This is a genomic window from Belliella pelovolcani (genome assembly GCF_900156785.1).
Taxonomy (GTDB): domain Bacteria; phylum Bacteroidota; class Bacteroidia; order Cytophagales; family Cyclobacteriaceae; genus Belliella; species Belliella pelovolcani.
In genome coordinates this window covers 106,606-120,957 of the sequence record NZ_FTOP01000012.1, presented here as the reverse complement: position 1 = coordinate 120,957, position 14,352 = coordinate 106,606, and the positions used below count along the sequence as shown (strand labels likewise).

At 39.7% G+C, this 14,352-nt stretch carries 12 protein-coding genes; 9 read left to right on the top strand and 3 right to left on the bottom strand.

All coding sequences use genetic code 11. From position 1 onward, the window contains the following. Nucleotides 1-426: 426 nt before the first annotated feature. Nucleotides 427-1,434, bottom strand: a complete 1,008-nt coding sequence (locus tag BW935_RS13525; RefSeq protein ID WP_076502311.1) for a glycoside hydrolase family 43 protein — start codon at nt 1,432-1,434, stop codon at nt 427-429. Nucleotides 1,435-1,654: 220 nt separating this feature from the next. Between BW935_RS13525 and BW935_RS13520 the strand changes: the two genes are divergently transcribed. The 9 genes from BW935_RS13520 (at nt 1,655) to BW935_RS13480 (ending at nt 11,028) form a co-directional block, all read left to right on the top strand. Beyond that, on the top strand, nt 1,655-2,290 hold the full coding sequence (locus tag BW935_RS13520) for a hypothetical protein (protein WP_076502308.1): 636 nt from the start codon (nt 1,655-1,657) through the stop codon (nt 2,288-2,290). 55 nt (nt 2,291-2,345) lie between these two features. Beyond that, the gene (locus BW935_RS13515; protein WP_076502305.1) at nt 2,346-4,781 is read left to right on the top strand and encodes a heavy metal translocating P-type ATPase; all 2,436 of its coding nucleotides are present in this window, start codon (nt 2,346-2,348) and stop codon (nt 4,779-4,781) included. Between the two features lie 2 nt (nt 4,782-4,783). Continuing rightward, nucleotides 4,784-4,966 (top strand): cbb3-type cytochrome oxidase assembly protein CcoS, encoded by a 183-nt coding sequence (gene ccoS / locus BW935_RS13510; protein ID WP_076502302.1) that lies wholly within the window; start codon nt 4,784-4,786, stop codon nt 4,964-4,966. 2 nt (nt 4,967-4,968) lie between these two features. Further along, entirely contained in the window at nt 4,969-7,101 is a 2,133-nt protein-coding gene (ccoN, locus tag BW935_RS13505) for a cytochrome-c oxidase, cbb3-type subunit I (protein ID WP_076502300.1), read from the top strand. A 12-nt stretch (nt 7,102-7,113) separates the two neighbouring features. Next, the gene (locus BW935_RS13500) at nt 7,114-7,305 is read left to right on the top strand and encodes a cytochrome C oxidase Cbb3 (RefSeq protein ID WP_076502298.1); all 192 of its coding nucleotides are present in this window, start codon (nt 7,114-7,116) and stop codon (nt 7,303-7,305) included. Next, nucleotides 7,292-8,230 carry a cbb3-type cytochrome c oxidase N-terminal domain-containing protein gene (locus tag BW935_RS13495; RefSeq protein ID WP_076502296.1) on the top strand — a complete coding sequence of 313 codons (939 nt, stop codon included), beginning with the start codon at nt 7,292-7,294 and terminating at the stop codon, nt 8,228-8,230. The genes BW935_RS13500 and BW935_RS13495 overlap by 14 nt, the downstream gene beginning before the upstream one ends. Nucleotides 8,231-8,241: 11 nt before the next feature. Continuing rightward, on the top strand, nt 8,242-9,654 hold the full coding sequence (gene ccoG / locus BW935_RS13490; protein ID WP_076502294.1) for a cytochrome c oxidase accessory protein CcoG: 1,413 nt from the start codon (nt 8,242-8,244) through the stop codon (nt 9,652-9,654). Between the two features lie 244 nt (nt 9,655-9,898). After that, nucleotides 9,899-10,324 carry a FixH family protein gene (locus BW935_RS13485; RefSeq protein WP_076502292.1) on the top strand — a complete coding sequence of 142 codons (426 nt, stop codon included), beginning with the start codon at nt 9,899-9,901 and terminating at the stop codon, nt 10,322-10,324. After that, entirely contained in the window at nt 10,324-11,028 is a 705-nt protein-coding gene (locus BW935_RS13480; RefSeq protein WP_076502290.1) for a sulfite exporter TauE/SafE family protein, read from the top strand. Before BW935_RS13485 ends, BW935_RS13480 begins: the two co-directional genes overlap by 1 nt. A 300-nt stretch (nt 11,029-11,328) precedes the next feature. Here the strand turns inward: BW935_RS13480 and hemN are convergent, their stop codons facing one another. Continuing rightward, nucleotides 11,329-12,687 (bottom strand): oxygen-independent coproporphyrinogen III oxidase, encoded by a 1,359-nt coding sequence (gene hemN / locus BW935_RS13475; protein WP_076502289.1) that lies wholly within the window; start codon nt 12,685-12,687, stop codon nt 11,329-11,331. A gap of 112 nt (nt 12,688-12,799) precedes the next feature. Beyond that, entirely contained in the window at nt 12,800-14,257 is a 1,458-nt protein-coding gene (locus tag BW935_RS13470; protein ID WP_076502287.1) for a DUF294 nucleotidyltransferase-like domain-containing protein, read from the bottom strand. Nucleotides 14,258-14,352: the final 95 nt, after the last annotated feature.

The window sequence follows — 14,352 nt, the reverse complement described above, 5'->3', positions numbered from 1 at the left end:
CTCAGAGTGGTTTGGCAAGACAAGACCGATTCACGACTGCGGAGACTGCACAGAAGCACAACACCAAGAAAACAGAAGAACAGAATTGAAGTTGAAGAAATAAATAATTTCAAATCAAATGATAACAGTGTTTTAAGTTGTAAATTAAATTCAAGTGGTGAAAAATTGTCGATAAAACGTTATATTTACCTAGTAAACAGACTCGAATTTGATTATATAATAAATAACATTGATGATATAAATGCTACAGCGTAGTATTGAAAAATCCCTAACCTGTAGATTTATTAAAGGACCACCCGTTTCGGGTGGTCTTTTTTTGTGGGTATCCTATTTTATAAGGTTTTTGATGGAAATAATAGTATTTTCCTTGATGTGGTTTTTAGACCTTTGTAGTTAAAAACAGAATAGCTTTAGCTTAATTTAAGACTAATCTCTTACCTTTTGACCAAAGTCTGGAAATCCACTTGGAGTCCATTTGATTGCTCTAGCTCTTGTGGCACGATTGGGGTCAGAAAGTTCATGTCCTTGAATTTCTTTATAGTCTCTTGCATGATATATCATGATGACTGTTTCGTTATCCTCAGCAATTGTAAACGAATTATGACCTGGTCCGAATCTTTCTAATTCTTCATTAGTATAAAATACTGGTCCAGGAGATTTGTTCCAATTGGACAGATTCATCAAATCTTTGTCTTCATCAATCCATAATAGTCCTAAACAATAATTCTCGTTTGTTGCACTAGCGGAATAGGAGACGAATATCTTTCCATTTTTCTTGATGACTGCAGGCCCTTCATTGACATTATATTTCACTCTTTCCCAATCAAACTCTGGTTCAGTCAAAATTATTTCAGGGCCTGTCAAAGTGGTAGGTGAAGACATCTCTGACATTACTAGCGCAGTGCCATGCTCACCACCCCTTACATTTTGAGCCCAAATCATGTACATTTTATCATTATGCTCAAAGACAGTTGCGTCAAGTGAAAAAGAATCAATCTTAGTAATGATTTGACCTTCTTCTTTCCAAGTGCCTTGCATTGGGTCATCTGAGTCATTGGATAAAACCCACATTCTGATGTTCCAGATATCTTCTGCTTCACCTGCTGCGAAATAGATGTACCATTTGCCATTGAGTTTGTGTAATTCAGGAGCCCAAATATGCTGTCCCATTACACCTTGTTCGTGTTTGGTCCAAATTACTTTCTCCTCAGATTGTTTGAGACCATTGATCGATGCTGCCTTTCTTAAGACAATTCGGTCATATTCAGGTACTGTGGCTATCAAGTAATATATCCCATCATTATTCTTATACACCCATGGGTCGGCACGTTGTTCAGCAATGGGGTTATCGAATTGAAAATTTTGCGCATTGATATTGATTTGGATAGCCATCATGAAGGCTAAAAATCCAAATATCTTTTGTAGTCTTTTCATTGTCTAATTATTGGTTTTTGATCGTGTTACTTGGGGATTTTAAAATTAGTGTATTTTTTACATTTATTATTTACGATGCCAATAAAAATGAGTTCAGCCAATTTTTATTACCTCTTCAAAGCAAGGAAAACATGACATTAATCATATTACTGCCTTTTTAATGTCACCGAATTGCTATCTAAGCACCGCTAGCTTTGTAATCTAAATAAGGAGTAAAGCTATGCAGGGGAAAGTACAACAGGTTGTGAAAACAAATATTCCAGAAGAAATTATCACCAAACATTTTTGTGGGAGGTTGCCAGTAGATTTCACAGAAGAAAATGTAAGATCAGGTCATTCTGTAAAATGTAGCCCAGAAAATGGTCCAACATTGATGACGGCACATTTACCTGAAGTGTTGGATTGGTTGCATGATATGGAGATCCCTCGGGGATTACAAGAAAATCCCTGTGCTGTTCCGATTCTTTTGTATGATGAAGAGTTGTCTACAGAGCATTTGCTTTTCCATTATGATGGGACACCTGCTTCTGCAAGGTTGATTAAGAATTTCATTGAATTGTTTCAAGATAATATCAAGCAAAGTAAAGCTACCATTATATCGCCCTCTTTTATTCCCAAATCTAAGCAAAGGGAGGAGCAGGAACTGATACAGATGGTCAGCAACAGCACCTTTGAGACCTCATTTATCAAGTTTAACTTCTCTAGAATTGGTGACTTCTGGTCTTATGCGGTAAAGCATCAATGCACTCTATTGGTGACTACAAAAGAATATCAGGCAGATTTGGCAAAAGTGCTTTTTCACTTCTATAAAGGAGGTATGTGGTACAATCGGTTATCTTTTTATTTGTCTTATTAATAGATAGTAAAATATGATTCTTCTCATGTTATTCTTATTTTAGAGTTCCCAGCATATGTCAAAAAGTACAATTCATAGCTCCAAAGCGACCACTACTTGCTATCATTGTGGCGAAGCCTGTCAGGACGAAATCCTACATTTCGATCAAAAGGATTTTTGCTGTACGGGCTGCAAGTTGGTATATGAAGTTTTGAATGAAAATGACCTTTGTACCTACTATGATATTGCCGATCAGCCTGGGCTTACTCAGAAAGCATCTTCTCGCAAGGAGAATCGATTTGATTACCTAGATGATCAAGATGTCATCAAAAAGCTCGTTGATTTTCAAAATGAAGAAGAATCACATATCACATTTACGATTCCGCTGATTCATTGTGCTTCTTGTATTTGGCTCCTTGAAAATCTCCATAAACTTAATTCAGGGATTATCTCTGGAAGAGTAGATTTCATCAAGAAGAAAGTTCAGGTCAAGTTTCAACAAAGCCAAATCAGCCTTAAGGAGGTGGTGCTTTTACTTTCCAAAATAGGCTATGAGCCTACTATCAATCTGGCAGATGTTGAAAAGAAGAAAGTAAATGTAACGGATAAAAAGCTAATCATAAAACTGGCTGTAGCAGGGTTCTGCTTCGGTAATATGATGCTATTCAGCTTGCCAGAATATTTTGCAGAAGCAGAGCTTCTTGGGAATGGGTTCAAAAAAACCTTCAATTACCTGAATGTGCTGCTTGCGCTACCTATATTTTTTTATGCTGCTACTGACTATTATAGATCAGCTTGGCTTTCTGTCAAAAATAAGGCTGTCAATATGGATGTTCCTATTGCAATAGGTATTGTTACTTTATTTTTCTACAGTCTTTACGATATTTTTTTTCTACTCAATGAAGGCTACATGGATACCTTGGGGGGCTTGTTATTCTTTTTATTGATTGGGAAATATTATCAGCAAAAAACCTACGATACACTTTCTTTTGATAGGGATTACAGGTCTTATTTCCCTGTCGCTGTGACCAAGTTGGTCAAGGAGGAAGAAGAAGTGATTCCGCTGATCAAATTGAATGTAGGTGATATCATCAAAGTCAGAAATGAAGAGTTAATTCCTGCCGATAGCATTCTTTTAGAGGGAAATGCTTACATAGATTACAGCTTTGTGACTGGAGAGGAAATTCCTGTAGTCAAGAAAAAAGGGGAGCTAATCTACGCTGGCGGAAGGCAAAAAGGAAAAGCCCTGACCTTGACTGTGCAAAAATCACCATCACAGGGATATTTGACTGATTTATGGAACAGTGATTCTTTCGAAAAGGAAAGGACGCACAGTTTAGAATCATTGGCAACGCGTATTTCGGGCAAGTTTACATTTACAGTGATTTTTATTGCAATGGTGGCATTCATCTTCTGGGCTTATCAAGGGCAGCTTTCTCTGGCAGTTTTATCCTTCACTTCGGTCTTGATCATCACCTGTCCATGTGCCTTAGCCATGTCTACGCCATTTACGCTAGGAAATACATTACGTGTTTTTGGGCAAGGTAAGTTCTATTTGAAAAATGCCCATGTCATAGAGAAAATGGCACAGGTAGATACTGTCATATTTGATAAAACAGGGACGCTGACTGCCCCTGCTCAAGCAAAAGTAACTTATTCGGGTGAGGACTTATCTCCTGAATCAAAATCCATCATCAAAGCGCTAGTCAATCAATCTACCCATGCGCTGAGTAATAGGATCAATGCTTGGCTTGATGGTGTCAAGACAGTTGTCATAGATGAAGTGAAGGAATTTTCAGGTCAAGGTCTCCTTGGGACTTATAAAAACCAAGAAGTCAGGTTAGGGTCAGCAGATTTCGTGAATTCTCAAGTTTTAGTAGAGCGAGAAGGAGGAAACGTGGTCTTTTTTTCGGTAGAGGGGGTAGTGATTGGTCACTTCTTCATTCAGAGTGGATTGAGAAAGGATATCGATCGCGTAGTAGCTGAAATAAAAATGGGAATGGATGTCCATTTCCTTTCTGGAGATCAAGATCATGAAAGAGCTAATCTCAAGCGGATTTTTGGTAATGATGTTTTGATGAATTTTAATCAAAGCCCAAGTGATAAGCTAGCATATATTGAAAAATTAAATAGGCGTGGTTTGAACACCTTGATGGTAGGGGATGGGTTGAATGATGCAGGAGCCTTGAGAGCCAGCCAAGTAGGGGTGGCGATCACGGATAAGATTACCAATTTTTCTCCAGCTTCTGATGCCATCATGGATGCTGAGGTGATGCCAAAGCTACCTAGCTTCCTACAGTTTGCCAAGACAAGTCGAAAGATCATCAAAGCCAGCTTTGGACTGAGTTTTACATACAATACTGTCGGAGTATTCTTTGCCGTGCAGGGCTTAGTCAGCCCGGTTTTCTGTGCGATTTTGATGCCCATCAGCAGTATTTCAGTAGTCATATTCACTACGCTAGCAACCAATTATTTGGCTTATAAGCGTGGACTAAAATCAAAAATCTGGTAAGTATGGAAGTCATATTTGTATTGATCGCAATCAGCTTGATCCTCGCAGGCTCTTTTCTTTTCCTCTTTTTCAGAGCAATGAAAGGTGGCCAATTTGAGGATAGTCATACGCCTGCGATCAGGATTCTATTTGAAAACAAAAAATTAACCAAAGATAAAAAAGTACCATCAACTAAAACGAAGTAAGTATGTCAGGAACAACTATGGAACCGTTCAATTACGACAATAAGATCGTAAAGTACTTCGGCGTTGCCACCATCGCTTGGGGTATCGTCGGGATGTTGGTCGGAGTGATTGCTGCCACCCAGCTTTTTCTTCCCGAAGCCAACATAGGGAATCCGTATACTACATTCGGCAGGATCAGACCTTTGCATACCAATGCAGTGATCTTTGCTTTTGTAGGAAATGCGATATTCGCCGGGATTTATTATTCAATGCCAAGACTCCTCAAAACACCCATGTGGAGCAAGGCACTCAGCTGGTTCCATTTCTGGGGCTGGCAGTTGATCATTCTTTTGGCAGCTATTACGCTTCCTTTGGGTCTGACGACTTCTAAGGAGTATGCCGAATTAGAATGGCCAATTGATATTTTGATCGCTGTAGTATGGGTAGCCTTCGGTGCCAATATGATCGGTGCCTTGATCAAAAGAAGAGAAAAGCACATGTATGTGGCGATTTGGTTTTACCTGGCATCTTTCGTTACGGTAGCAGTGCTTCATATTTTCAATTCCTTAGCACTACCTGTATCATTCTTCAAAAGCTACTCAGCTTATGCAGGTGTGCAAGACGCATTGGTACAATGGTGGTATGGGCACAATGCTGTTGCATTCTTCCTCACTACCCCATTCTTGGGATTGATGTATTACTATTTGCCAAAAGCAGCCAATAGACCAGTTTATTCATACAAATTGTCTATTGTCCACTTCTGGTCACTGATTTTCTTGTATATCTGGGCTGGTCCTCACCATTTGCTATATACTGCTTTACCAGAATGGGCGCAGGTATTGGGCGTAGTTTTCTCAGTGATGCTGATCGCTCCATCTTGGGGTGGGATGGTCAATGGTCTCTTGACTTTGAGAGGAGCTTGGGATAAGGTGAGAGTTGACCCTGTTTTGAAATTCATGGTAGTAGCTGTGACGGCCTACGGTATGGCGACTTTTGAAGGACCATTGCTTTCACTGAAAAATGTCAATGCGATTGCTCACTACACTGATTGGATTGTAGCTCACGTGCATATTGGAGGCCTAGGCTGGAATGGATTCTTCACCTTTGCGATGCTCTATTGGTTATGGCCAAAAATGTGGAACACCAAATTGTATTCAACCAAGTTGGCTACAACTCACTTTTGGATGGGTACCATAGGGATTATTTTCTATGCGCTCCCAATGTATGTAGCGGCATTGACACAGTCGTTGATGTGGAAAGAGTTCTCTGAGGCGGGTAGATTGGTATATCCTAACTTTCTAGAGACGGTTGTTCAGATTGTTCCAATGTATATGTTGAGAGCTTTTGGAGGTCTATTATACCTATCTGGAGCATTCTTGATGGTTTATAACATGGTGAAGACGGCCAAGCAAGGCAAATTCATGGCTGAAGAAACGGATGAAGCTCCTGCACTTGCTCCACATACAGAAGAGAAAGGTGAATTCTGGCATAGAGCATGGGAAAGAAAACCAATTTTCTTCACTGTTTTGGCTACTGTAGCTATTTTGATCGGTGGTGCGATAGAGATCATTCCTACCATCCTGGTCAAGTCTAATGTACCTACTATCACGAGTGTAGAGCCTTATACACCACTAGAACTTCAAGGAAGAGACTTATACATATCACATGGCTGTGTCGGTTGTCACTCACAAATGATCCGACCATTCCGTTCGGAGACAGAGCGATATGGAGAATATTCCAAAGCGGGTGAATTTGTCTATGACCGACCATTCTTATGGGGTTCCAAGCGAACAGGGCCAGATCTTCATAGAGTTGGTGGCAAGTATCCAGATAGCTGGCATTATCACCACATGGTCGATCCTACGAGTATGTCTCCAGGTTCATTGATGCCTCCATATCCTTGGATGGCTACCAATATCATGGATCACAGTGATATTCCAGCCAAGATCAGGACGCTCCAAAAATTGGGGGTACCATATCCGGAAGGCTATGATGCACAGGCCAATGAAGATTTGGATTTCCAAGCCAATAAAATCGTAGCTAATCTCAAAGGTTCAGGAGTGGATGTGCTTCCTAATTCTGAAATAGTGGCTCTGATTGCTTACTTACAGAGATTGGGTACAGATATAAAGAAAACTACAGCTGCTAACCCTTAATCAGAAAAAGACATGAAAAAAGATATCTTAAGTTCAATAGAGAACATAGAAATCTACCCAATCATCAGCTTGTTGATCTTCGTGATCTTCTTTGTTGGGATGTTCATTTGGGTGATCAGGGTAGATAAGAAATATATCAATCATATGAAAGATTTGCCTTTCGATGATGCAACATCAAAAAATAGCGGCTATGAAAAAGTTTAAATCAATACTACTTCTATTGGTAGGGATGTTTTTGACCCTGCCGACATTTGCCCAGTCTACGGATATTGAGTGGGTGAATAATCTCCAAAAAATGGACAGCAGTGAATTGACCCTTTTGATCATTCTGGCCGTGGTATTAGGGGTAATCGTGCTCTTGTTGATTTTGATGATATACTTGATGTCATTTATGGTATCGGTATTCAAGCAGGATAGTCCAGAACTTGCCTCGAAACCATCCTGGTGGGCTGAATTCAAGCAAAAGTACATTGTAGGTAAAATGAAACCTGTCGGTGGCAAGGAAGAAAAAGAAATGATGCTAGATCATAGCTATGATGGTATCGTGGAATTGGATAACCACATGCCGCCATGGTTGGTAAGTGTATTTTACATCACCATTGCTTTTGCTGTAGTTTATTTCACCTACTATTCTGTATTGGGCTTGGGTAAGACCCAAATCGAAGAATACGAACAAGAACTTACGCTAGCTGCAATTCAAATCGAAGAATACAAATCCAAACAGCTGAGTATGATTGATGAAAACTCCGTGGTTTTTGATAATTCTGGCCCTGCAATTACAGCTGGTAAAAAGATCTATGATGCCAACTGTGCAGCATGTCATGCTGCTGATGGTGGCGGTGGAGTAGGTCCCAATATGACGGATGAATATTGGATTCATGGTGGAAGTATCAAAGATATTTTCACGGTAGTGAAATACGGTGTAATCGAAAAGGGAATGATCCCATGGCAAGATCAACTCAGCCCTGAAGAAATGCAGCAGGTTTCCAGCTATATCTTGACACTTCAGGGGACTACTCCGGCAAATCCAAAAGCTCCTGAAGGTGAGAAATATGTACCTGCTATTGAGGAGCCACTTGATGCCCTGACTGAGGACGAAATCGAAATGGTGCCTGAAGAAGACCAATAAAATAGATCGAAATGCGTAACAAGGGAAGCAATATTACCCCAGAGTCTTTCAGAGATTCACTAGGTACTGTTCAAGAAGATGGTAAGCGCAACTGGATTTATCCTAAGAAGGTATCTGGTAAGTTTTATCGTTGGAGAAGTTACCTGTCATGGGTTCTGTTGGCTATCCTTTTTATAGGGCCATTTATCAAAATAGATGGCAGGCCATATATGCTCTTTAATATTTTCGAAAGGAAGTTCATCATCTTTGGGGCTGCTTTTTGGCCTCAGGATACGCATATATTGATTTTCCTTTTACTCATTTTCTTCATCTTTATCATTCTATTTACAGCAGTCTTTGGACGGGTCTTCTGCGGATGGGCTTGTCCTCAGACGCTGTTTATGGAGATGGTTTTCCGCAAAATCGAGTATCTCATCGAAGGAGATGCAAGCCAACAGCGCAAGCTCAATGCCATGCCATGGAATAGTGAGAAGCTTTGGAAAAAAGGCTTGAAGATGTCTGTTTTTCTATTGATTTCCTTGCTGATATCACACACAGTCATGGCTTATCTGATCGGAATAGATCAAGTGGTGGAGATAGTCTCCCAACCTCCTTCTGCCCATATCTCGGGGTTTATTGGTTTGATGGCATTTACTGGGATATTCTTATTTGTATTCTCTTGGTTTAGAGAGCAAGCGTGTATCGTGGTCTGTCCTTATGGTAGATTACAGGGGGTATTGTTAGATGCCAACTCAATCAATGTCACTTATGACCATGTCAGAGGAGAGCCTAGAGGAATGATTCGGAAAAACAAAGTAGAAGAGCTACCCAAAGGAGATTGCATAGATTGTACACTTTGTGTGCAAGTCTGCCCTACTGGAATAGATATCCGAAATGGTGTACAAATGGAATGCGTCAATTGTACCGCTTGTATTGATGTCTGTGATGAAGTCATGGAAAAGGTAGATCGGCCAAAGGGTTTGATTCGCTATGCCTCGGATAATAGCGTTCTCAAGCAAACACAAAAGTTGGTCACTACTAGAGTTAAGGTTTACACGCTGCTTTTGGTCATATTGACAGGGGTATTTATAACCTTACTTGCCACAAGAGATGACTTGAGCGCAACAGTGACCAAATTTAGAGGAATGACTTATCAGGAAAGAGATACAGGAGAAATTAGTAATTTGTATGAGGTATCTTTCATCAATAAAACTTTCAAAGATCAGCTGATCGAGTTAAGACCAGAAGATCCTACTTACAAGATTGAAGTTGTAGGTGATCAGAATTGGACTTTGGAAAGTCAGAGTAAATTTGATGGGAGGTTCTTCTTGGTCAAAGAACAGGAAGATGTAAAGACCAATCAAGACAAGGTGGTTTTGCTATTGCTTCAAAACGGTGAAATTATAGATAAAATCAAAACAACCTTTATAGCGCCGATAAGATAAGTGAATTATATATTCTAGAAATATTGAGTTTGGATATTATGGATATACGGAACTATGCCAATAACATTACAATATTCCGATTTATCTAACTTCTGATCCGCCGTATCGGACAAGTTATTAATTGATCCCTGCCCGACGCAGGCAAGTTGGATACTTGTTGATATTACCAATTCAACTCTAATCACTAAATCAACTAATAACTAATAACTCAACAACCTAATCACTAAATCAACCAATAACTAACATGGACTGGGGAAAAGGAATAGTATTGACCATAGCAGCATTTGTGATCATCATGATCAGTATGGTGACCATCTGCGTGAAGCAGGATGATATTCATCTTGTAACACAAAATTATTATGAAGAAGAAATCAAATACCAAGATCAGATTGAAAAGATCATCAATGCGACTTTGCTAGAAGAAGAGGTATTGACCTTCGACACACAAGCAAAAATTGTAGCGCTCAACCTGCCTATTGGAGCCAAAGGGACGCTACATCTTTTCAGACCTTCTGACGCGCGGTTAGATCAAAAGATTGATTTTGATATAGCCAATCCTGCTGAGAATGCAGTAAATGTTGGGGCTTTGAAGCCAGGCTATTGGAGAGTGAAGCTAACCTGGGAAGATCAAGGCAAGGCGTATTATCAAGAAAAACAAATCAATATTTAATGATTTGGACGGCTTTCCTGTTGGGTTTTTTAGGTTCCTTCCATTGTTTGGGTATGTGTGGACCGATCGCTTTGGCTGTATCAGCCAAAGACAGATCCCCTTTTCTCAAAAACAAAATCATCTATAATCTAGGAAGGACACTTACATACACTTTTTTAGGTGCCTTGATAGGAGTTATTGGGTTTTCATTAGCCTTGGCAGGGATTCAGCAATGGATTTCCATTTTGATGGGAGCTGTGATTTTATTGATGGCATTTTTTTATAAGCGATCAGAGCGCTTGATCACACAATCAGGATTCTTTGGCGGAGTCAATCAATTGAAATCCAAACTTGGGAAATACCTCAAAAGAGGGGGTAGCACTGCTTTTTTTACTTCAGGTCTACTCAATGGCCTTTTACCTTGTGGGATGGTGTATATTGCTTTGATCGCATCATTGGCACTCCAAAGCCCCATAGAAGGAGCGATGTATATGTTTTTCTTTGGTATAGGAACCATTCCCATGCTGATGGTTATCATGCTTTCTGGAAAGCTAATTTCTCTGCAGTGGAGAACTCGATTCACCAAAGCCTTACCCTATTTTGCCATGTTTATAGGCATACTTTTTATAGTCAGAGGACTCGGTTTAGGTATTCATTATATCAGTCCTAAGCTTCAAGTATTTGATTATGGTGCTGAGCAAGTAGAGATTACGATGTGTAGATGATGGGTGAAGACGTGAGATGTAAGATATAAGATACAAGATTCAAGACATTAGATAAACTTTTAATAGTTTTGGATTGCTACCCAAGGGAATAAAGTTGGTGCTGATAACTTTGAACCTTCATAATCTTCGCGAGATATAATGTTTTATTTGAAAATACACCTCTTTGCCAGTCATATCAATTAGTTGGTTAAATCAGTTGCTATTCATCAATATCTATTAATATCCTAATATCCTAATATCAATTCTAACTTAAATCGATAATTTCTATTGTTACTGGTAAAGTTTTGTTTTTACATAGTTTCATATAGCCTTACTAAACCCAAACTGCTGGTCTTGCTTGGCTTGCATGCGAAGGTCAAAAGTAGTACAGATATTTCTCACAAAAGGTAATCCTGCATCCTTAATTTGAATCTCACCTTGATCAAATTGCAGCAAGCCTTCTGATTGGAAAACCTGGAGTTGCGCTAGATTATCAGCAGAGATTTTTTCAAAAAAATCATAATTCCATTGAGCGGACTGATTGCAAATCAGATCGAGAATCAGGTTTCTGGTAGCAATATCCTCAGCGGTCATAGCATGTCCTCTATTGATAGCTAGACCCCCTTGCTGAATGTCCTCCTTGTATTCATTGATTCCTTTTACATTTTGTGCATAGCCATAATAGACATCAGAGATAGCGCTATTACCCAGTCCAATTAAGATTTTGGAAGGGGAAGTGGTGTAGCCCATGAAGTTTCTATGGAGGGTTTTATTGATTTTGGCTTGATAGAGTGGATCATCGTCCAAAGCAAAGTGATCCATGCCTACTTCCAAATATCCCATGCTGGCCAAGATCTCCTTCCCCTTTTCATAAAGCGCTCTCTTTTCAGTTTCTTTGGGCAGGTATTGCTCAAAGCTTTTTTGAGCAGGAAATGCCGATGGGAGATGGGCATAGCTGTAATAAGCGATCCTATCAGGCCTCAATTCAGCTACTTTGGCAAAAGTATCCTCGATTGTAGCGATATTTTGGTGAGGAAGACCATAGATCAAGTCAAAATTGACAGATTCGTACCCAATCTCTCTTGCGATGTCTGTGGCTTCTTTGACTTTTTCGAATGGCTGTATTCTATGGATGGCCTTTTGGACATCAAGATTGAAATCCTGAATACCATAACTCACTCTCCTGAAACCCAAATCAAATAATGTCTGTAAATGCGCTCTCGTGGTATTATTGGGGTGTCCCTCAAAGCTCAATGCTGCATGCTGCATCAGTTCTGAGGTGCCTAAGATATAGCCGAGCATTTGTTGAAGTGATTCGGGAGAAAAAAAAGTAGGAGTCCCCCCACCCAAGTGGATGCCAGCGAGCTTTGGGCATGTACCGAATAGCTGCAGGTAAGCATGCCACTCTTTGATGATTGTTTCGATGTAGGGAGTTTCTACAGCGTGGTTCTTTGTAATCCGCTTGTTGCAGCCACAGTAAGTACAGAGACTCTCGCAATAGGGCAAATGAATGTAAAGCGTCACGCCTTCATCTTCTCCGAAATCTTGATAAGCAATCCGTACCAATTCTTTCCAGTTGCTTTCCTGCATATCATCTGCCCAAAGGGGGACTGTAGGGTAGGATGTATACCTAGGTGCAGGGACATTATATTTTTGAAGTAGGGTTGGTTGGCTTTTCATCTTTTTTTAGGATTACCCCACAAATTTCCTTAGAAAAGCCCCTAATTTCGTTGATCAAAGTTTCCTCAAAATCTGATAAAAGTCATCTAAATATGATTTAGAGATTTACTGATTAAAATAGATTTTTAGTAAACTCCACTTTAATCTTCAACTGAAACTCTTTGATCACCTTGAAGATTTCTACAAGGGTGACGAGCTGTACTTTGGTGAGTTCCTTGATTTTGACGAAATTTTCAGGAGATTTTCTGTGCTCGATCATGCTAAAGGCTTGTTTTTCAAGCCTCAAAGCCATCAGGTAATAATAGGCGTGACTGAGCTCTTGTGCCTCTTTTTCTGTAAACACACCAGCTTCTTGTAGCGCTTTAATTCTTAATCCCGTATTGGACTCGAAAATTCTATTTTTCAGAGCAAATATCCTTGCCAAGTCTACGATTGGACTCATGGTCTTTTTGATATCGAAGAACTTTTCCCCATCGATTTTGAAGGTTCTGATGTTTTTAAAAAAAGTCAGTGGAGGTTCAAATTGTAGAGAATTAGTCCCCATATTCATAAAGAATCGCTCAGTAGGATTCTGTAGCTGCCTATCCATGAATTCCTTCAATTCATCCAAAATCCCGAATTCCCCATAGATAGCCCTGCAATCAAAAAAAGTCGCATATTTCATGACTGTCTCCTGGGTTGACTCTTGGATCCAACTTTCATAGTTTCTTTTCCAATGACTCAATGAATGCGTCCATTTGGGGTTTTTGGCCATCAGTCCTCCTTGGCAAAAACTAAAACCTATAAAATCTAAATCTGTTGATACGCGTTCTGCAAAATCCAAGAAATATGCTCTCACCAATTCTCGCTGTTCATTGGCTTTGTCTTCGTAAATGATGGCATTATCTTGATCAGTTTTTAAAGTTTGCTCTCCTCGTCCCTCACTTCCCAAGACAAAAAACACAAACTTGGCCGGTGGAGGGCCTACTTTTTGGATGGTGTTTTCAATGACTCTAAGCGCAATAGTGTCAGATACCGTACTGATGATTTGATTGATGATCTCAGCCTTCAATCCATTGGTGACGAGTTGGTGGATGATTTTAGGAACTTGCTGCCACTTTTCACGTAGTTCCGATACATCCATGGCTTGCTTGACAGATTGGATAAAGATAAAAGGCCCCTGAGATTGTTCGGTGAGAATCTTATTTCTGCTGATCCAGCCCACATATTCGTCTTTATCTCTCACGAGTAGGTATCTGGTTTTGGTCTGGAACATCAAGAGAAGGGCTTCATATAAAAAAGCATCTTGAGAAATTGCTACAATCCCTCTGTCCATCACTAATTCAATTGGTAAAGTCGGGTCCAATTGTTTAGCAATTACTTCGTCTCTTAAGGTGATGTCTGTGACAAATCCCTGGATATTTTGTTCAGATTCTCCTATGAACAAACAAGAGATTTTCTCTTTTGCCATGATTTGTGCTGCTTCAAAAATTTTAGTTTCAGTATGACAAACTCTCAAGTTACGATGGTGAAGGTCGCTTACTTTTCTAGAATAAAATTTATCCGATTGGATTGTTGTGGACTGTATCATAATTTTATCTTTCTCTATCAAGATAGCAGATTTTACTGCTCCAAGTTAGCCCTTCTGTCATGGATAAGTATGACTTTAATTTATTTTAAGAGATT